19 protein-coding genes are annotated in these 19,337 nt (G+C 61.6%); 7 read left to right on the top strand and 12 right to left on the bottom strand.

The genetic code is table 11. From position 1 onward, the window contains the following. Positions 1 to 18: 18 nt before the first annotated feature. Positions 19 to 630, top strand: coding sequence for an NAD(P)H-dependent oxidoreductase (locus KX729_RS05500; protein ID WP_219741437.1), 612 nt, complete (start codon positions 19 to 21; stop codon positions 628 to 630). A gap of 10 nt (positions 631 to 640) precedes the next feature. On the opposite strand, the gene KX729_RS05495 is transcribed toward KX729_RS05500, so the two are convergent. From KX729_RS05495 to KX729_RS05485, 3 genes are read right to left on the bottom strand one after another with little or no spacing between them, the layout of a single operon-like run. Continuing rightward, on the bottom strand, positions 641 to 1,522 hold the full coding sequence (locus KX729_RS05495; protein WP_219741436.1) for a patatin-like phospholipase family protein: 882 nt from the start codon (positions 1,520 to 1,522) through the stop codon (positions 641 to 643). 10 nt (positions 1,523 to 1,532) lie between these two features. Then, positions 1,533 to 2,093, bottom strand: a complete 561-nt coding sequence (rsmD, locus tag KX729_RS05490) for a 16S rRNA (guanine(966)-N(2))-methyltransferase RsmD (RefSeq protein ID WP_219741435.1) — start codon at positions 2,091 to 2,093, stop codon at positions 1,533 to 1,535. A gap of 6 nt (positions 2,094 to 2,099) precedes the next feature. Next, on the bottom strand, positions 2,100 to 4,265 hold the full coding sequence (locus tag KX729_RS05485) for a pseudouridine synthase (protein ID WP_219741434.1): 2,166 nt from the start codon (positions 4,263 to 4,265) through the stop codon (positions 2,100 to 2,102). A gap of 166 nt (positions 4,266 to 4,431) precedes the next feature. On the opposite strand from KX729_RS05485, the gene KX729_RS05480 reads away from it, so the two are divergent. Then, positions 4,432 to 4,887 carry a nucleoside deaminase gene (locus tag KX729_RS05480; protein WP_219741433.1) on the top strand — a complete coding sequence of 152 codons (456 nt, stop codon included), beginning with the start codon at positions 4,432 to 4,434 and terminating at the stop codon, positions 4,885 to 4,887. A gap of 15 nt (positions 4,888 to 4,902) precedes the next feature. Here KX729_RS05480 and KX729_RS05475 read toward each other — a convergent pair whose 3' ends face one another. From KX729_RS05475 to chrA, 6 genes are all read right to left on the bottom strand, one after another. Continuing rightward, entirely contained in the window at positions 4,903 to 5,532 is a 630-nt protein-coding gene (locus tag KX729_RS05475; RefSeq protein WP_219741432.1) for a hypothetical protein, read from the bottom strand. A 175-nt stretch (positions 5,533 to 5,707) separates the two neighbouring features. Further along, positions 5,708 to 8,731 (bottom strand): isoleucine--tRNA ligase, encoded by a 3,024-nt coding sequence (ileS, locus tag KX729_RS05470; RefSeq protein WP_219741431.1) that lies wholly within the window; start codon positions 8,729 to 8,731, stop codon positions 5,708 to 5,710. Positions 8,732 to 8,992: 261 nt separating this feature from the next. Further along, positions 8,993 to 9,232, bottom strand: a complete 240-nt coding sequence (locus tag KX729_RS05465; protein WP_219741430.1) for a BrnA antitoxin family protein — start codon at positions 9,230 to 9,232, stop codon at positions 8,993 to 8,995. Positions 9,233 to 9,236: 4 nt separating this feature from the next. Next, the gene (locus KX729_RS05460) at positions 9,237 to 10,241 is read right to left on the bottom strand and encodes a bifunctional riboflavin kinase/FAD synthetase (RefSeq protein ID WP_219741429.1); all 1,005 of its coding nucleotides are present in this window, start codon (positions 10,239 to 10,241) and stop codon (positions 9,237 to 9,239) included. Between the two features lie 27 nt (positions 10,242 to 10,268). Then, positions 10,269 to 11,117 carry a TIGR01459 family HAD-type hydrolase gene (locus KX729_RS05455; protein WP_219741428.1) on the bottom strand — a complete coding sequence of 283 codons (849 nt, stop codon included), beginning with the start codon at positions 11,115 to 11,117 and terminating at the stop codon, positions 10,269 to 10,271. Between the two features lie 101 nt (positions 11,118 to 11,218). Then, positions 11,219 to 12,559, bottom strand: coding sequence for a chromate efflux transporter (gene chrA / locus KX729_RS05450; RefSeq protein WP_219741427.1), 1,341 nt, complete (start codon positions 12,557 to 12,559; stop codon positions 11,219 to 11,221). 355 nt (positions 12,560 to 12,914) lie between these two features. On the opposite strand from chrA, the gene groES reads away from it, so the two are divergent. Next, positions 12,915 to 13,211, top strand: coding sequence for a co-chaperone GroES (gene groES, locus KX729_RS05445; protein ID WP_219741426.1), 297 nt, complete (start codon positions 12,915 to 12,917; stop codon positions 13,209 to 13,211). 56 nt (positions 13,212 to 13,267) lie between these two features. Next, positions 13,268 to 14,914, top strand: a complete 1,647-nt coding sequence (groL, locus tag KX729_RS05440; protein ID WP_219741425.1) for a chaperonin GroEL — start codon at positions 13,268 to 13,270, stop codon at positions 14,912 to 14,914. A gap of 294 nt (positions 14,915 to 15,208) precedes the next feature. Here the strand turns inward: groL and KX729_RS05435 are convergent, their stop codons facing one another. Next, entirely contained in the window at positions 15,209 to 15,445 is a 237-nt protein-coding gene (locus tag KX729_RS05435; protein WP_219741424.1) for a hypothetical protein, read from the bottom strand. A 189-nt stretch (positions 15,446 to 15,634) separates the two neighbouring features. On the opposite strand from KX729_RS05435, the gene KX729_RS05430 reads away from it, so the two are divergent. Together KX729_RS05430 and KX729_RS05425 are read left to right on the top strand one after the other, a co-directional pair. Beyond that, positions 15,635 to 17,176, top strand: coding sequence for a cation:proton antiporter (locus tag KX729_RS05430; protein WP_219741423.1), 1,542 nt, complete (start codon positions 15,635 to 15,637; stop codon positions 17,174 to 17,176). 147 nt (positions 17,177 to 17,323) lie between these two features. Further along, positions 17,324 to 17,713, top strand: coding sequence for a DoxX family protein (locus KX729_RS05425; RefSeq protein ID WP_219741422.1), 390 nt, complete (start codon positions 17,324 to 17,326; stop codon positions 17,711 to 17,713). 54 nt (positions 17,714 to 17,767) lie between these two features. Here the strand turns inward: KX729_RS05425 and KX729_RS05420 are convergent, their stop codons facing one another. Then, complete coding sequence (locus KX729_RS05420) at positions 17,768 to 18,082, bottom strand: hypothetical protein (RefSeq protein ID WP_219741421.1); 315 nt, start codon at positions 18,080 to 18,082, stop codon at positions 17,768 to 17,770. A 276-nt stretch (positions 18,083 to 18,358) separates the two neighbouring features. On the opposite strand from KX729_RS05420, the gene KX729_RS05415 reads away from it, so the two are divergent. Continuing rightward, complete coding sequence (locus KX729_RS05415; protein WP_219741420.1) at positions 18,359 to 18,805, top strand: DoxX family protein; 447 nt, start codon at positions 18,359 to 18,361, stop codon at positions 18,803 to 18,805. A gap of 69 nt (positions 18,806 to 18,874) precedes the next feature. On the opposite strand, the gene KX729_RS05410 is transcribed toward KX729_RS05415, so the two are convergent. Further along, positions 18,875 to 19,279: a GFA family protein gene (locus KX729_RS05410; protein WP_219741419.1), complete on the bottom strand. Its 405-nt coding sequence runs from the start codon at positions 19,277 to 19,279 to the stop codon at positions 18,875 to 18,877. Between the last annotated feature and the right edge of the window lie 58 nt (positions 19,280 to 19,337).

Here is a 19,337-nt window from a genome sequence, read left to right as displayed (position 1 = left end):
TGTCAAAGGAACCCTCCGATGCATGCGCTGATCGTCGTTTCCCATCCCGACCCGAACTCGCTCACCCACAGCGCCGCCAAGCAGATTGGCGCCGGAATGACCGGCGATGGCCGCGCAGATACATTCGAGATCGCCGATCTCTCCGCAGAGGGTTTCGATCCACGGTTTACGGAAAGCGACCTCGCCGCCTTTCGCCACGATGCCGAACTCGCGTCCGATATACGGGCCGAACAGGCGAGGATCGATCGCGCCGATGCCCTGGTGCTGGTCTATCCCGTTTACTGGTGGTCGATGCCGGGGCTGATGAAGGGCTGGATCGACCGAGTTTTCACCAATGGCTGGGCTTATGACGACCGTGCAGGCGGCAAGGTCGTCAAGAAGCTGCAGCATCTGCCGATCCATCTCGTCGCGATCGGCGGGGCGGATCTCAGAACCTATGCGCGGCACGGCTATTTTGGCGCCATGCGGACGCAGATTGATCACGGGATTTTCGGGTATTGCGGCGCACCGGTCAGGACGACCGAACTATTGCTGGACCAGCCGGACGGGCCGGAGGCCATGCTCGCAACGGCTCGAAAGATCGGCGAAGCCCTGCCCGGCAAGTCAGAACACTCGCGCGCAGCAGCCTGATCGCCACGGCTCAGGCCCGGCGGGCCATCACATGAAGCGCGTCGATGGCGCGCTTCAGCTCGTCCTTCACCGGCTCGGCCTCGTCGAGGATGTCGCGGGCCTTGAAGAAATCCAGCACCCGGAAGCGGTTGACCGACGGGCGCAGGAAGATATGCGGCGGGTTGAGCTTGAGTTTCAGGGCGATGCTTGCCTGCATGGTGAGCTGGCTGGCGCCGAACAGGCTGTCGAGCCGGCTCGGCGGATGGGTGCCGTCGCCCTCCGGCGCGCCGACGACATCGACGCCGATTACCACGTCGGCAAGGTCCATCAGCTGTTCGTAGGGCACCGGATTGCAGACGCCGCCATCGATCATGATACGGTCGTTGATCATCACCGGCATGAACAGGCCGGGAATGGCAGCCGATGCGGCGATTGCGGCTCGCAATTCGCCCTGCTCGAGGACGACTTCCGTCTGGCCGTAATAATCCGTCACCGAAATCTTCATCGGGATATCGAGTTCGGCGAAATCTTCCGGAATATCCGGCGGCAGCAACGCATCGAGAATGAGTTCGAGGTTGAAATGGCCGAAGCGGAAACCGCCGAGCTTGTCGCGCATGGTAGCCGGGCCGAGGCTCCAGAGCTTGTTCAGGAGCTTGCCGCGATTGCCGACGGTATCGAACGTATATTCGCGGATTTCATTGCCACTCATGCCGCAGGCGCGGGCCGTGCCGACGATTGCGCCGATCGACGAGCCGGAAATCGCCACCGGCTTGATGCCGAGTTCGTCCAGAGCCTCGACGATTGCGATATGGGACAGGCCGCGTGCGCCGCCGCCGCCGAGTGCCAGCGCAAAGGTCGGATCGCCTCCGGTGCTTTCGGTTTCCAGATCGGAAAAGGCAAGCCTCGTGTTCATATCCGGTCCTTCAGGTCGGCTGGTAGCGGAAGAAATCCATGCGCGTATCGCCGAAGGTGCGGCTTTCAAGCAGCTTGAACACCGGATCGACGACGGGGTTTATGTCGGCACGCTCTTCCAGAATGGCAAGGGCACCGGGCGCCAACCATTTGCCGGCATGGGCAGAAAGCATCGCCTTTTCACCAAGACCCTGTCCATAGGGCGGATCGGCGAAGAGGAAATCGAAGGGCTCGATATTGTTCGACGGGCCGAGGCTGGTTGCGTCACGACGCAGGATACGCGCCCGGCCATGCAGGCCGAGGCTGTCGATATTTTCCCAGAGCAGGCCGCGGCCCTCGACGCCGTTTTCGACGAAGAGAGCGGACTTGCAGCCGCGCGACACGGCCTCGAGCCCGACAGCACCGGTGCCTGCAAAGATGTCCATCACCCGCGCGCCATCCAGAGCTTCCGGATAGACGTGGCCGATAATGTTGAACAAGCTCTCGCGCGTCCGGTCGGATGTCGGCCGGATGTCGTTCGATTTTGGCGCAGCCAGGTTCCGGCCACGGAATTCACCACCGACGATCCGCACGGCGCATCAACCCCGGGGCGTACGCGGCTTGCCGCCGGCAGGACGGCCACCGGGACGGCCGGCACCACCGGGCTTGCCACCGCCAGGCTTTCCACGACCGCCGGAAGGCTTGCCGCCGAAGCCACTCTTGGCGCCACCGGGTTTGCCGCCAAAGGGCTTGCCACCCGGCTTTCCGCCTCTGGGCTTGTCACCGAAGGGGCGGTCACCTGCCGGCCGATCGCCACGCGGCGGACGGTCGGAGAAAGGACGCTCGCTGCGGGGACGTTCCGAACGGCCTTCGCCAGCGGAGAAGGACCGTGCAGGACGATCACCTTCCTCGCGCGGCTTGCGGTCGCCACGAGGCTTGTCGCCGAAGGAGCGCTCGCCGCGTGGCCTGTCGCCGTATGGGCGGTCGCCTGCTGGCCGGTCTCCACGGGGCGGACGGTCACCAAAGCTGCGCTCGCCGCGCGGACGCTCGGAGCGGCCTTCACCGGAGAAGGATTTTGCACGTGCGGGACGATCGCCGCGTTCGCCATCTTCGCGCGGCTTGCGGTCGAACCGGGGCTTGTCGCCGAAGGAGCGTTCGCCACGCGGTTTGTCGAAACTGCGCTCGCCGCGGGGACGGTCGCCGTCCTCCCGGGGCTTACGGTCCCCGCGGGGGGGACGATCGCCAAAGGAGCGCTCGCCACGGTCCGGGCGGTCGCCGAAGGAACGACGGCGCTCGCCGCCCTCTTCGTCGCGTCGGCCGCGGGGCTGCTCGCGTGCAGGTTCTTCGGCACGGATCCAGTCGTTATCGTCATCGGCGCGATTGACCACGATGCGGCGGTCGTTCTCAGGTGTCTTCTTGAACAGCTGCTCGGCTTCGGCGCGGGCGGAGGACTTTCTCTCCTTGCCGTCCGCGGTCGGGCGGGCGCCCGGCGCCATCCAGACATTAGCGGTGCGGCTGGTGCCCATCGGCGGGCGCTTCTTGGCCTTGTCTTCGCCGACATCACGGCCGAAATCGCGGTCGTCCCGGCGATCGGTGCGGGCGCCGGGCTTGCCGCGCGGCTTGTCGGCAAACTTGCGGTCGCCCGGCTTGGTATCGAGACGGCCAAGAGCCTTTTCGCGGCGATCCTCGTCGCGGCCGGCACGCGGCCGTTCGGACCAGTCGGACTTTTCCGGCCTTTCGGCACGCTCCGCTCTTTCGGGGCGTTCAGCGCGGGCCGGCTTTTCGTCCTCGCTGCTGCGCTCATTGTAGATCGGCGCGTCGAAATTCGCCTTGGATTCTTCGATCAGGCGCGGGCCGAGCTGGTCGCGCAGCATGCGGCCGCGTACTTCCACCACCTCGCCTTCCGGCAGGTCGCCGAGCTGGAACGGGCCGTAGGAAATGCGGATCAGGCGGTTGACCTCGAGGCCAAGCGCGCCGAGCACGTTCTTGATTTCGCGGTTCTTGCCTTCGCGCAGACCCATGGTGATCCAGACGTTGCGTCCCTGGGACCGGTCCAGCGTCGCGTCGATCGCGCCGTACAGCACGCCGTCAACGGCGATGCCTTCCTTCAGTTTGTCCAGCGCTTCCTGATCGACCTCGCCATGAGCGCGGACGCGGTAACGGCGCAGCCAGCCGGTGGTCGGCAGTTCAAGCGTGCGCGACAGGCCGCCATCGTTGGTGAGCAGCAGCAGGCCTTCGGTATTGATGTCGAGGCGGCCGATCGAGAGAACCCGCGGAAGACCTTCCGGCAGGTTGTCGAATACGGTCGGGCGGCCTTCCGGATCGGAATTGGTGGTCACCAGGCCGGCCGGCTTGTGATAGAGCCAGAGGCGGGTACGCTCGATGCCGCGGATCGGTGCGCCATCCACTTCGATCGTATCGGCGAGCGTGACGTTGACGACTGGCGTATCCAGCGTCTTGCCGTTGAGGCTGACGCGGCCTTCGAGGATCATCCGTTCGATATCGCGACGGGAAGCGACGCCGACGCGGGCGAGAATCTTGGAAATGCGCTCCGGCTTGCCGTCAGCTTCCATCGTCGCAGGCGCGGGCGGCAGCTTGCGGGCCGGCTTGTCGGCCGCAGCGCTCTTCTTCGGGCCGAGACCGGCCTTGGCGGAAAAACCGGCTTTGGCGCCGCCGGCCGGCTTCTTGCTGTCTGCCGAGCGGGGCTTGGTTTCGCGCACGAAGGTTTTGGCTTCGCCGCGCTTCGGCTTGTCTTTTGAATTCATTTGTAGTTTGCCTGAAGCGTCATGTCTGACGGAACGATCCGGAGATTCTAGTTCGTTTTGACTGGCTTGTTCGTGTTGATTTCGATGGAGCGAGCCCGCAAATCGGGCATCCGGTTGGAAGCTTCCTACCAGTTCGCGCGATCCGGGTTAAGAGGAAATCGCTGAAATGCCTAATACGGACGGTTTCATGGATGTCGCACTTGCCGAAGCGCGCGCTGCAAGTGACCGCGGAGAGGTGCCGATCGGCGCCGTTCTGGTGCTGGACGGCCGTATCGTCGCCCGTTCCGGAAACCGGACCCGCGCCGAAAACGACATTACCGCGCATGCCGAAATCGCCGTGATCCGCAACGCCGCTGCAACGCTTGGCCAGGAGCGGCTGACGGGAGCGGACCTTTATGTGACGCTCGAACCCTGCACGATGTGCGCGGCCGCGATATCCTTCGCCCGCATCCGCCGGCTCTATTATGGTGCGGAAGACCCGAAGGGCGGCGGCGTGGACAATGGGGTTCGCTTTTTCAGCCAGCCAACATGCCATCATGTGCCGGAGGTTTATTCCGGCATCGGCGAAACCGAGGCTGCCGATATCCTTACCAGCTTTTTCAGATCGAAAAGGGAAGCCTAAGCCGCACCGACCGGCTTAGAACAACTGCCACCAGCTTTTGCCGCTGCGGGCATCGACTGCTTCCTGCTTGCGACGCTTTGCCTTCTTTTCTTCGGGCTCTCCGAGATCGGTCAGGCTGTTGGCGTCCGCGGAACGGAATTCGCTCGGCGGTTCCGTCAGCGTGCGACGGCCGCCGGAAACATCGACGTTTTCGGCATTTGCCTTGGCATCCCGGAAAGCCTGCCATTTCTGGGTTTCGGTCATCTGACCGGCCTTGCCGTTGCCGGCCAGGAGCGGCGAGCGATAGCTCGGATCGTTCTTGTACTGGTCAGCTTCCTTGCGAAGGCGGGCGCGGGTTTCTTCCGGCGATTCGACCCAGTTCGGGTTGTTCTCGCGGCTGGCCACCGATTGCTGCGGCGCAGGCAGCGCCGTGCCCTGCTGCTTGGTCGCCACGACCAGCGAAGGACGCGGCTGATATTTGAGATTGCTGCGGGCTTCGTCCTTGTCCAAGCCCATCGAAACGGATGCACCGATATCATCGGTCAGCTGTTCGAATGCCGGCTTATCGGTGCCGTAGGTCGGGCCCATGCAGCCCGAAAGGGTCACAACCGAGGCGAGGATGCCGGTCACGCCCATGCCGACACGAAACGCAGATGTCGCTTTCATCAAAACCCTTCCAGCGGCGCCCGTCCCGGCGCTCCACTCAACTCAGCACCCATTGGCCGGAAAATCCGGCCAATTTCGGGCATATTTACCGGATGATAAGCAGAAGCGCAATCATCCGGCAAATTTCCCCAAATTTAGAAGCCGCCAAAGTCAACTTATAGACCGCGAGAGCGGCTTATAGCCGGCCGAGGGCAGCCAGTTCCCGCAGAGCGACTGCGTCACGGGCCGAAACATCCGGATATTGCGGATCGGAACCGACATCGGTTGTTACCCGCCAGGAACGGGCACATTTGACGCCTTCCGCCAGCTTCGGATCGACGGCGACGCCCTGTGCTTCGGCCAGACGGAAGGCGCTTTCAGGACCCTCGCCGGCAATGACCGAGATGCCGGAGGTGATGCAGGTTTCCTCGAAATCCTGACCTTCCAGCGCCTTCAACAATTCGGCATCACTGACGTAAACCACTGGGGCTGCCTCCAGCGACGAGCCGATGCGCTTGTCCTTGCGCTCGATCTCGAGAGCGCCTGTCACAACCGAACGCACCTTGCGGATGGCGACCCATTTTTCGGCGAGCGCCTCATTCTTCCATTCGGCGGGAACCGACGGGAACTGTTCGAGGTGAACCGAAACCGCATCCGGCTTCAAGGACAGCCAGGCTTCTTCCGTGGTGAACGGCAGCATGGGCGCAAGCCAGGTGACCGTGCAGTCGAAGATCTTGCGGATGACGGCGAGAGCCGCACGGCGGCGCAGCGACGACGGGGCGTCGCAATAGAGCGCATCCTTGCGGATATCGAAATAAAAGGCCGACAGTTCGATATTCGAGAAATCGATCAGCGCGCGGGCGATCTTCTTGAATTCGAAGGCATCATAACCGTCCCGCACGACCTTATCGAGTTCGGCCAGGCGATGCAGCACCAGCTTTTCGAGCTCGGGAAGCTCGGCGTAAGCGATCTCTTCGCCATCGTCATGGGCGAGCGTGCCGAGCATCCAACGGATCGTGTTGCGCAGCTTGCGATAGGCATCGACATTGGTCTGGATGATCGTCTTGCCGAGGCGCTGATCCTCCCAATAGTCGGTGGTCATGACCCAGAGGCGCAGGATGTCTGCGCCGGCATCCTTCATGACGTCCTGCGGCGCCACGACATTGCCGAGCGACTTCGACATCTTCTGGCCCTTTTCATCCATGGTGAAACCATGGGTGACGACCGTGTCGTATGGCGCGCGGCCGCGGGTGGCCGCGGATTCGAGCAGCGACGAATGGAACCAGCCGCGATGCTGGTCGGAGCCTTCCAGATAGACGTCGGCCGGCCATTTCAGGTCCGGGCGGTCTTCCAGCGTGAAGGTGTGCGTTGAACCCGAGTCGAACCAGACATCAAGGATGTCCATGACCTGCATCCACTTGGATCCGTCATGCTCGTTGCCGAGGAAGCGCTCCTTGGCGCCTTCCGCGAACCACGCATCGGCACCTTCAGCATCGAAGGCATCGAGGATGCGCTGGTTGACGGCTTCGTCCTTCAGGACTTCGCCTTCTTCGGTGACAAAGACGCAGATCGGGACGCCCCAGGCACGCTGGCGGGACAGAACCCAGTCCGGGCGCTGTTCGATCATGGCACGCAGGCGGTTCTGGCCGGCGGCGGGCACGAAACGGGTATCGTCGATCGCCTTGAGGGCGCGCGAACGCAGCGTCGTGCCGTCTTTCAGGTCCTTGTCCATATAGACGAACCATTGCGGCGTGTTGCGGAAGATGATCGGCTTCTTGGAGCGCCAGGAATGCGGATAGGAATGTTTCAGGCGGCCGCGGGCGAACAGCGCGTTGCGCTCGATCAGCGCCTTGATGACACGATCGTTGGCATCGCCCTTTTTGCCGCTATCGTCCATGACGCGGGCGCCCTCGAAACCGGGGGCGTCGGCGGTGTAGGTGCCGCTGTCGTCGACCGGGAACGGGATGCGGGTGTCGATGCCACGAGCTTCGAGCTCCTTGACGCTAGACATCCACGCCTCAAAGTCTTCGCGGCCGTGGGAGGGAGCGGTGTGGACGAAACCGGTACCGGCATCATCGGTGACGTGGTCGCCGGCGAGGAGCGGGACGAGGAAGTCGTAGCCGAGGTCCTTGAGCGGATGGGTAGCGGTGATGCCGGCCATGAGAGCAGCCGGCACATCGCCAAGGCGCTTGAAGGTGAGCTTCGCTTTTGCCGCCGATTCTTCGGCCAACGCATCCGCAAAGATCAGTCGTTCACCCGGTTTTGGACCGAATTCATTAACGGCTTCAGTCACTTCATAGAGGCCGTAAGCCACTCGCGGCGAATAGGCGATGGCGCGGTTGCCGGGGATCGTCCACGGCGTCGTTGTCCAGATGACGACATGCGCGCCAACTAATTCCTTCGCATCAGCCAGATACTTGTCAAACAATGCTTTGGCCGCCGGGGTTTCCAACGAAACCCCTTCGGTCGTAGCCCCAAGCTGCATTCCGACGAGATAGGTCAGGCTCTCCTTGCTGACATTGACGTCCACCACCGGGAACTTCACCCAGATCGTGTCGCTCTCGTAGTCATGATACTCGACCTCGGCCTCCGCCAGCGCAGTGCGCTCGACGACCGACCACATGATCGGCTTCGAGCCGCGATAAAGCTGGCCGCTCGTGGCGATCTTCAGGAGTTCGCCGGCGATGCGGCTTTCCGCGTGAAAATTCATCGTCAGATACGGATTGTCGAAATCCCCGACGATGCCGAGGCGCTTGAACTCTTCCGCCTGGATCTTGATCCACTTTTCGGCATAGGCGCGGCATTCCTTGCGGAATTCGATCATCGCCGAAGGCTGCTTCAGGTCAGGCTTGGCCTTGCCCTTGGAGCGGTAGTTCTCTTCCTCGATCTTCCACTCGATCGGCAGGCCGTGGCAGTCCCAGCCCGGAACGTAATTCGAGTCGTAGCCGCGCATCTGGAACGAGCGGGTGATGACGTCCTTGAGGATTTTGTTCAGCGCGTGGCCGATATGGATGTTGCCGTTGGCATAGGGGGGGCCGTCGTGCAGGACGAACTTTTCGCGGCCGGCGGCGGAGGCACGCAGCTGCTTGTAGAGGTCCATCTCCCGCCAGCGGTTAACCAGTTCCGGCTCCTTCTGCGGCAGGCCGGCGCGCATCGGGAAATCGGTTTCTGGCAGATAGAGGGTCTTCGAATAGTCGAGCTTTTCAGCTGTGTCGGTCATGAGGATCAATCGTCTCTGGCGCCGCGGGAATGGGCGCATATCGATGAAAATTCGGTGGCGGAGGCGCTAGCTTGAAAGCGCCGAAAACCCGGACCCTCCGGCCGCTGTTACAGCGCGCGGAAGGCCGGGCCGATAATTCGAATGGTCACATTGGTTATGACCTGGGCCAGCCAGAACTTTTTCATGGTGGCGGTTCTTAAGCGGTTTTTGCGGGAAAAGGAAGAGACTTCGAGCCGGTGCGCAACGATTGGCCGGCCCCGCTCAGTCCTTCGGGTTCGCCAGCATCGCGGCGCGCAGCGCATCGTTGATGCGATCCTGCCAGCCCGGGCCGTCATCCTGAAAATACTGAATAACCGCGCTGTCGAGCTTCAGGGAGACGAGTTCCTTCGTCTCGGGGATTGCGCGTTTTTCGACTGCGGGTGCAGCCGCCTTCTTGGCCGGCTTGAACAGGGCCTCGGCGGCATCCATTGCATTGACTGGCCTGCGTGGGGTCGATGCCATCACATCATCCTTCGTTGTTTGTGCCTGAAGCGAACGCGATCTTCTGATCCAGCTCGCTCAGCGGCCGGACGCCCGATAGAAGCGCCCTCGCCTCTTCCTCGTCCCGCCTGATCTGCGCCACCAGAGCATCAAGTCCGTCGAACTTCAATTCATCGCGCAGATGGCCGAAGAAGGAAACCGAGCAGGTTTCGCCATAAAGACTGCCGGAGAAATCGAAAATGTAGGTTTCGAGCAGCGGCGCGCCGTTTTCCGTCACGGTCGGACGGCGGCCGTAGCTCGCAACGCCATCATACACCGTGCCGTCGGGGCGGCGGAAGCGGACAGCGTAGATACCGGCTTGCAATTCAGCTTCCGGCGCGAGCCGCATGTTGGCGGTCGGGAAGCCCAGCTGGCGGCCGAGCTTTTCGCCGCCGATCACTTCAGCCTCGACCGTGTAGCGATAACCGAGCAGGCCGGCCGCGCCCACCACGTCGCCTGCCGCCACCATGCTCCGGATACGGCTGGACGAGATGACTTCGGCGTTTTCATCGCGAAAGGCGTCCATCAGCGAGACTTCGAAACCGTGCTTGGCACCAGACGCCATCAGGAAGGCCGGGCCGCCTTCTCTGCCCTTGCCGAAGTGGAAATCAAACCCGGTGACGACGGCGCTGGCGCCCAGCCAATCGACCAGGATCGTCTGGATGAACTCTTCCGCAGAGCGGGTCGCAAATTCGCGGTCGAAGGGATATTCGATGACCGAACGGAAACCCATGGCTTCCAGAAGGCGCGCCTTGAGCGGTGCAGGCGTCAGGCGGAAAACCGGGGTCTCGGGGCGAAAGACGGTGCGGGGATGCGGCTCGAAAGTCAGGACCAGGGCTGGCACGCCGCGCTTTTCCGCCAGGTCCAGCGCGCGTTCCAGAACGCTGCGATGGCCGCGATGCACGCCGTCGAAATTGCCGATGGCAATCACGCCGCCCTTCAGTTCGTCGGGCAGCGGTTCCTTCTTTTCATTGCGGTGGAAGACGGTCATGCGGCAGTTCCGGTTTAAGCCCAAAGGTCAGGCAAGACGCGGCATCCAGTATTTCGGCGTGGCGTTTTCCTGTTTCAGCCATGCGTGCAGGATGGCCTCATCGGTCTGGCCGTTGATCGTGTATTCCGCCACATGGATGCCAGCGCTGATATAGAGCAGGTCGAGGCCATATGCGAGCGCGCCGCGTACATCCGTCGGCATGCCGTCGCCGATCGCCAGAACCCGGTTCATCGGAAAATCGCCGCGCGCTTCACGGGCGGCATCCAATGCTGCCTCGTAGATCGGGCGATGCGGCTTGCCGGCCACACGGATCTTGCCGCCAAGCTGTTCGTAATAGGCAGCGACCGCGCCGGCGCAGGGGATGATCTTGTGGCCGCGCTCGACCACGAGGTCGGGATTGGCGCAGATCAGCGGCACGTCGCGCTTCACGAAGGCCGTCAACATGTCGGTATAATCTTCCGGCACTTCCTTCTCGTCGTCAAAGAAACCGGTGCAGACGATGCAATCCGCGTCTTCCCTGGACGATACTTCCACACCAAGACCGTCGAACAGATTGAGGTCGCGGTCGGGACCGATCAGGAAGACCTTTTTCGGACCTTCGACGATCAGGTGTTGGGTAACGTCGCCCGAAGTGACGATGCGGTCATAGGTGCCGTCCGGCACGCCGAGCTGCTTCATCTGGGTGATGACGCCGGGTGCCGGGCGCGGGGAATTGGTGATCAGCACGACCGTGGCACCGGCCTTGCTCGCCTCGCCAAGTGCGGCACAGGACTGCGGGAAGGCTTCGACGCCATTGTGCACGACGCCCCAGACATCGGAGAGGATAACGTCGTATTCGCCGATTACTTCGCTCAAGTTCTGGATGCGCTTCGCCATGTCTGCCTGTCCGAATTTCGTATGAATTGGCGCTGATGTCGCAAAGCTCGGCCGCGATGGCAAGGAGATTTGCCGGAAAGCGGGGATATTTCACTCCGCCGTCACATCAGGCCGGACATTCTGACGACAAGTCCGCCAATGCCGCAAAGAGCGAGAACGGACACGATGCCGACCTTGAAACGGAACAGAAGAAGGGCGGAGATCACAAAAAGCAGGAGGGCGGCGAGATCGATACTGGCAAGGGTCGAGATCGAAAGCCTGAGGCCGACAGCCGGAGCAAGATCGATCTGACGCACTTCACGGAACAGGACATGCAGGCCGAACCAGATGGCGAGGTTCAGTATGACGCCGACGACCGCCGCGGTGATGGCGGACAATGCGGCAGAAAGGACCGGATTGCCGCGCAGCCGCTCGATGTAGGGCGCGCCGGCAAAGATCCAGATGAAGCTCGGCACAAAGGTCGCCCAGGCCACCAGCAATGCGCCGATGATGCCGCCCGTTACCGCGCCGAGACCCGCGGCCTCCCGGAAGCCGACGAGGAAGCCCACGAAGGAGAGCACCAGCACCAGCGGTCCCGGCGTGGTTTCGGCAAGCGCCAGACCATCGAGCATTTCGCCCGGCTTCAGCCAGCCATAATCCTGAACCGCCACCTGTGCGACATAGGCCAGCACGGCATAGGCGCCGCCAAAAGTGACCATCGCCATCTTTGCAAAAAAGCCAAAGAGATCGGCGAGCGCCGCCGCGCCGGAAATTCCCCAGAGAATGGCGAGCGGCGCCAACCAGATGACGATCCACAGGCCCAGCGTTAAAACGGCCTGCAAAACCGGAGGACGTTTCGGCAGGTCGGCCGGCTCGGCGGAGGCAGCAAGCGACGGATTGGAACGGGCCGCGACGAAACCCGCAAGACCCGCCAGGAACACGACGAGCGGAAATGGCAGGCCGAAGAAAAACAGAGCGATGAAGGCGAGCGCTGCGACGCCGATCAGGAAACGGCTCTTCAGCGTCTTGCGGCCGAGGCGGATCACCGCCTCCACCACGATCGCCAGGACGGCGGCTTTCAGGCCGAAGAACAGGCCGGTCAGCCAGCTTGTCTCCTGATAGAGTGCATAAGCCGCCGACAGGGCAATCATCACCGCAAGTCCCGGCAAGACGAAAAGCAATCCGGCAATGATCCCGCCGCGCGTGCCGAACATCAGCCAGCCGATATAGGTGGCGAGCTGCTGCGCCTCGGGGCCGGGCAAGAGCATGCAGTAGTTCAGCGCATGCAGGAAGCGCTCTTCCGAGATCCAGCGTTTTTCCTCGACGAGCGCCCGATGCATCATGCCGATCTGGCCTGCGGGACCGCCGAAGCTCAGACAGCCGATGCGGGCAAAAACGGCGGTCATTTCGCCAAGTGTGGGCGGTGCCTGCACGTCACCTTCCGCTTCGACGACAGCTTCCATCGATACCCTTTCCCCCGGCAAAGACGCCCCGCTTACAGAATACAGATGAAATCTGTATGACTTGAACTTTCCGCGATACAGCTGTTTATCGGCGTCCCGCAAAGCCGCCGCCATGCTTCCACCAAAGTCCGGTGGCAGAAGCCGGCCAGCCCGAGCAGGCGTCGGCCAGGATCGGCCCCGCATTAATATTGTTTTGCTTGAAGGGCTGGAGCGATTGTGAATTTTTGCAACCGTTCTTGACTCAGCCGGTAGGCACCCTTATCTCGGCTGTCGTTAGCACTCTCGGGAGATGAGTGCTAACTCACCATCGCGGGTCCTTAGATCCGTCAATGTCATTTGATCGAGGGATAAGACAATGGCAAGCACATCTTTCCGCCCCCTGCACGATCGCGTTGTCGTAAAGCGCGTCGAGTCTGAAGAAAAGACCAAGGGCGGCATCATCATTCCGGACACCGCCAAGGAAAAGCCGGCTGAAGGCGAAATCATCGCTGTCGGCCCGGGCGCTCGCGACGACAAGGGCTCGGTCACCGCGCTCGACGTCAAGGTCGGCGACCGCGTTCTGTTCGGCAAGTGGTCCGGCACGGAAATCAAGCTCAACGGCGAAGACCTTCTGATCATGAAGGAATCCGACATCATGGGCGTTATCGGCTGATTGCCGGTTCCACCTTTCTCGTAATTTGCTGACACCCCTTTTCAGGAGTTCTCAAAATGGCAGCTAAAGAAATCAAGTTCGGCCGCACCGCGCGCGAAAAGATGCTGCGCGGCGTCGACGTTCTCGCTGACGCAGTGAAGGTAACGCTCGGCCCGAAGGGTCGTAACGTCATCATCGACAAGTCCTTCGGCGCTCCGCGCATCACCAAGGACGGTGTATCGGTCGCCAAGGAAATCGAACTTGAAGACAAGTTCGAAAACATGGGCGCCCAGATGGTCCGCGAAGTTGCTTCGAAGACCAACGACATCGCCGGCGACGGCACCACGACCGCTACCGTTCTTGCCCAGGCCATCGTTCGCGAAGGCGGCAAGGCCGTTGCAGCCGGTATGAACCCGATGGACCTGAAGCGCGGCATCGATCTCGCCGTTGCTGACGTCGTCAAGGATCTCCAGGCCAAGGCCAAGAAGATCAACACGTCGGAAGAAGTCGCACAGGTCGGCACGATCTCCGCAAACGGCGAAAAGCAGATCGGTCTCGATATTGCTGAAGCCATGCAGCGCGTCGGCAACGAAGGCGTCATCACGGTTGAGGAAGCCAAGACCGCCGAAACCGAACTCGAAGTCGTCGAAGGCATGCAGTTCGACCGCGGCTACCTGTCGCCCTACTTCGTGACCAACCCGGAAAAGATGATCGCCGATCTCGACGACGTCTACGTCCTGCTTCACGAAAAGAAGCTCTCGAACCTCCAGGCTATGCTGCCGGTTCTCGAAGCTGTCGTTCAGACCGGCAAGCCGCTCCTGATCATCGCTGAAGACGTCGAAGGCGAAGCTCTTGCAACGCTCGTCGTCAACAAGCTGCGCGGTGGCCTCAAGATCGCTGCCGTCAAGGCTCCGGGCTTCGGCGATCGCCGCAAGGCCATGCTGGAAGACATCGCCATCCTGACGGGCGGCACTGTCATTTCCGAAGACCTCGGCATCAAGCTCGAAAATGTCACGCTCGACATGCTCGGCCGTTCCAAGAAGGTCTCGATCTCCAAGGAAAACACCACGATCGTCGACGGTGCCGGCCAGAAGTCGGACATCGAAGGCCGCGTTGGTCAGATCAAGGCGCAGATCGAAGAAACCACTTCGGATTACGACCGCGAAAAGCTGCAGGAACGTCTTGCCAAGCTCGCTGGCGGCGTTGCCGTGATCCGCGTCGGCGGTTCGACGGAAATCGAAGTCAAGGAAAAGAAGGACCGCATCGACGACGCTCTCAACGCGACGCGCGCTGCTGTTCAGGAAGGTATCGTACCGGGCGGCGGCGTCGCTCTGCTGCGCTCCTCCACGAAGATCACCGCAAAGGGTGAAAACCAGGACCAGGAAGCCGGCATCGCTATCATCCGCCGCGCCCTCCAGTCCCTGGTTCGCCAGATCGCGGACAACGCAGGTGACGAAGCTTCCATCGTCGTCGGCAAGATCCTCGAAAAGAACGAAGACAACTACGGCTACAACGCCCAGACGTCTGAATACGGCGACATGATCGCCATGGGCATCGTCGACCCGGTCAAGGTTGTTCGTACGGCTCTGCAGAACGCAGCTTCGGTTGCTTCGCTGCTGATCACCACCGAAGCCATGATTGCCGAAGCTCCCAAGAAGGACGGCGGCGCTGCTGGCGGCATGCCGGGCGGCATGGGCGGAATGGGCGGCATGGACATGATGTAAGACCTTCAGGTCTTCACATCTGAGCCATCCGGTTCAGTTACGGAAAGGGCGGTCTTCGGGCCGCCCTTTTTGTTTGGGCCTTGGTCGATTGGAGTGCCCGTCGGCGAACGCCAAAAAGCTCGCCGACGGCAGCCGGCGAGCTCTCTTTGGCCGCACCCCAACTTGTGATCGGTTGCGGTCAAAGCTCAGGAATGATCGACGATAGCGTAAGCCGGCAAACGACGGCTATTGGCTACGATCCCTGCTTCATTGCGAAGCAAGATTGACGAAACCCTGACGTGTAAGCGATAATATTTACTGAACTTGTGATGTAATATTCCGCATCGACGGAGTTTTCGTCGACATGGCATCGACCGGCACGATATCGAGAATATCCGCCAGCAGGAACTGTTTCGAAGAGCCGCAAATAGTTGCGTAGACAATTCGATCCAATATTTTCAGATTTTCGGACACGAAGGTCCGCTGGTCGCCGTTATCCAGCACCGATACAACGTACATGTTGATCCCACTAAGGTTATCCGCGTCGTTCATTTCGCGCCGATAATTTCTACGCGCCTGTGGTTAACGAGACGTAAACCTCTGGAACAATGCCGGGCATGCCACCGATCGGCCCATAGTCCGGCGATTCCCGGCTTGACGCGGCGGCTTTTTATACCGGCATTCTTTCGCTACAAACATCGATAGCGGCGCCTTAGCCCGATGCCAACGACAGGTCATGCCATGAGTTTCTTCGAGAGCCTGCTTGTCCTGCTTCTTGTCGCGGTGGTGCTGCTGCAGATTTCCCGTCGGCTTCGCGTGCCCTATCCCTCCATGCTCGCCATGGCGGGCGCCGCGGTCGCGCTGGTGCCAGGCATGCCCTACATCTCGCTGGAGCCGGGCACCGCGCTTGCCCTCTTCATCGCCCCTGCCCTGCTCGATGCGGCCTTCGATTTTCCCGTCGGGATCGCCAGGCGCTTCTGGCTGCCCTTGCTGGTCTTTGCCATCGGCGGGGTCGTCTTCACCGCCGCCGCCGTCGCCTGGATCGGCTGGGCCTATGCCGGACTGCCGATCGCCGCCGCGCTGGTACTGGGCGCGATCGTCGCGCCGCCGGATGCGGCTGCGGCGACCGCCGTTCTTTCCTCCATGGCGATCCCCCGCACCACGGATACGGTGCTGCGCGGCGAAAGCCTGTTCAACGATGCAGCAGCACTCCTGATCTTCGATGCTGCCCTGGCGATCCAGTCGGCCGGGCATATGGACACGGAAGTTGCCCTGCATCTCGGGTTTGCCGTGCCGGGCGGCATTCTGCTCGGCGTCGGCGCTGCCCTTCTGGTGCGGCGCCTGACGGGTTTTGTCAGCGGCACGCTGGGCGGCAACCTGCTGCAGTTCGTGCAGACCTTCCTGCTCTGGATCCTCGCAGTGCGGCTCGGTCTCTCTGCGGTACTGACCATCGTGGCACTGGCCATGACGCTTGCCAGAACCAGCGAGGCGATCTCCTCGGCGCGCATGCGGGTGCAATCCTATGCGGTCTGGACGGCCGTCGTCTTCGTATTGAACGTCATGGCCTTTCTGCTGATGGGCATGCAGGCGCGCGACATCGTCGGCAACATGAATTCGGACAATCTGGGCGATGCAGCGATCTTCGCGCTGATCGTTGTGATCACCTGTATCGTCATGCGTTTCGTCGTCTGTGTCGGATATAACCGGATCCACGCCTGGTATGCCGTGAGCCACGGCCGGCCCGAACCCGCGAGCATGACGCAGGGGCTGCTTTCCGGCTGGTGCGGCATGCGCGGGCTGGTGACGCTCGCCACCGCCTTTGCACTTCCCGCCGATTTCCCACAGCGCGACGTGGTGGTGCTGACGGCGTTTGCCGTGGTACTCGCCACCCTCGTCCTGCAGGGGCTGACGCTTGGCCCGGTCATCCGCTGGCTCGGCCTCGACCGCCGCGCCGACGGCCCGCGCGAACTTGCCGCCGCCCGCGGCCTGATTGCCGCCGCAGGCCTTGCCAGGCTGGAAGGCGAGCGGGAGGCGGAAGCCGAGGTGCTGCGCTCGAAATTCCGCCTCGAGCAGGAGGCGCTTTCCCGCGTCGAAAGCGCCAACTCGCTCGAAAACTATCGGCGCCTCGCGCTGGCAGCGATCGTTGCACAGAGACAAAAGCTGGAAGACCTGCGCTCCACCAGCGATATCAATGTCGACGAATACAATCTTCTGCTGGAAGAGATCGACTGGCGCGAGCTTTCCGTGCTGCCCGAAGATGCACGGCGGATCGAAGAGATCTAACCCCGCTACGTCGTTTCCAGACTTAGGGAAAATTTGCCTGCCGATGTCGGCTGACATTGCCCGACAGCGTCCTTGGATCACACGGTGCGGGCGTCATTGATTGCCCCGCCGCAGCGATCAACGATGACCAATCGAGAGGGACGTATCATGGAAACCAAAATGAAATGGGCCGGCTACACGCTGACGACGATCTTCGCGATCTTCATGCTCGGCGCGTCGGTCACTCCGAAACTGTTCGGCATGGCGGTGGCGGAAGAAACGATGCAGGCGCTCGGCTGGCCTCCGGGTTACGCTTTCACGATCGGCATCATGGAACTGGCATTCCTGCTGCTCTACCTTTATCCGCGCACCAGCCTTCTCGGCGCCGTCCTGTTTACCGGCCTGCTGGGCGGCGCGATGGCGACGCAGATCCGGGTGGACAACCCGCTGTTCAGCCATGTGCTGTTCGGCATCTATCTGGGCCTGTTCATGTGGGGCGGCCTCTGGCTGCGGAGCGCAGTCCTGCGGGCGTATTTTCCGATCAGGCTCGGCCGCTGAAAACAAAAAATCCGCCCGGTTCGCCGAGCGGATTTCGAAACGGCTTCCGAACGATCAATAGAGATCGCGGCCGTTATGGGTCTTGCGATAGATGTTGCGCGAGGCGCGGTTCTGCATGCGCTCGATATTCTTGCGCTCGCTGTGGCTGACATAGCCATCGCGTGCGGCCCGCGACTGGGCGCGGTCGATCCGGTGCTGCTGACGGGCGATGTTGTTCAATTCGCGCGGCGTCAACTGGCCCTTCGCGGCACCGCGATAGATGCGGTGTTCCTGGCGGTTTTCCCGGGCCTCGCTGCGATAAGTCTGGGCAAAGCTCGGGATGGCGGAAACCATAACGAGGGCGAGCGCGCTAATAATGATCTTCTTCATGGCATATTCCTTTCGACGCAAAATTCTCTCTGAGAACGATCGGATAGTGACGGATTAACAATGAACGTCACTTGAAGGTTGCATTCAGAAAGGTAAACGAAAGGTTATCCGCAGGGCATTCCGACACAGGTGTAAAGAGCCGTGAACGCTGGTTTGTTCAACATAATTGAACAAACCGTCTTCCATTGTTCATCTTTCAACCTGCGACAAAAGGGGGCAAATAGGCATTCAGAAATTCAACGCGTGCCACCGCACCGAACCCCACGGAGATTTCCAATGTCCAATGCCAACAGCACGATCCTGCTGATCGCCCGTATCCTGCTTTCCTTCATGTTCATCTATTCCGGCTTCGGCAAGCTGACCGACCCGGCCGGTACCGCCGGCATGATTTCCGGCGCCGGCATGCCTGCCGCAACCGCGCTTGCCTATCTCGCCGGCCTGTTCGAACTGGTCACCGGCCTTGCCGTTCTCGTCGGCTTCCAGACCCGCATCGTCGGCTGGGCGCTTGCCCTGTTCTGCGTGTTCACCGGCGTCATATTCCATAGCGGCACCGTTGCCGTCCCGGGCTGGCCGGATGCCGCCCTCGGCTGGATCAATGCCCTGAACGGCATCATGCTGATGAAGAACTTCACGCTGGCTGGCGCCTATATCCTGCTCGCCACCGTCGGCGCCGGCGCCTACTCGGTCGATGCCCGCCGCGGTGCGATCGCAATCGCCGCCTAAGCTTTCAAAATTCCCTGCCCAAGAAACTGCCCGCCGGACGCTGATCCGGCGGGCTTTTTTATTGGAACTTCAGTCTTTTTCCTTGGCTGGCAGTTCGCCGATATCCTTCAGCCAATCGGGCGAGGAACGGCACCAGACCTGACGCAACGGCTTGATATCCAGTCGCTGATCGATGCTGCCCCAACGGATGCCCCAGATTTTCGTCGCTTCGCCGCCCTCGCCGTTGACGAATAGCGGCGACCCGCAGTTCTCACAAAAATGCTGCTGGCGTACCCGGCCGCTATCGGCAGTGCGCTTGTACATTTTTGGCTCGCCGGTCACTTTGAGATCGTCCTCAGAGACGACCGCCGTGACCCGGAAGGGCGAGCCGGTCAGTTTCTGGCAATCGACGCAATGGCATATGGCGACCCGTTGCAGGTCAAGTTCGGCTTCATAGGTGATCTGGCCGCAATGGCATCCGCCGGTAATATGCATTGGTCATTCCTCCTCGAACAAACCTTGGAAAGCCGCACCCTTCAAGGCGCGCGGTACT

Origin of the sequence: Neorhizobium populisoli (assembly GCF_019430945.1) — a bacterium.
Classification (GTDB): domain Bacteria; phylum Pseudomonadota; class Alphaproteobacteria; order Rhizobiales; family Rhizobiaceae; genus Neorhizobium; species Neorhizobium populisoli.
This window is presented reverse-complemented; position numbering and strand designations above follow the sequence as displayed.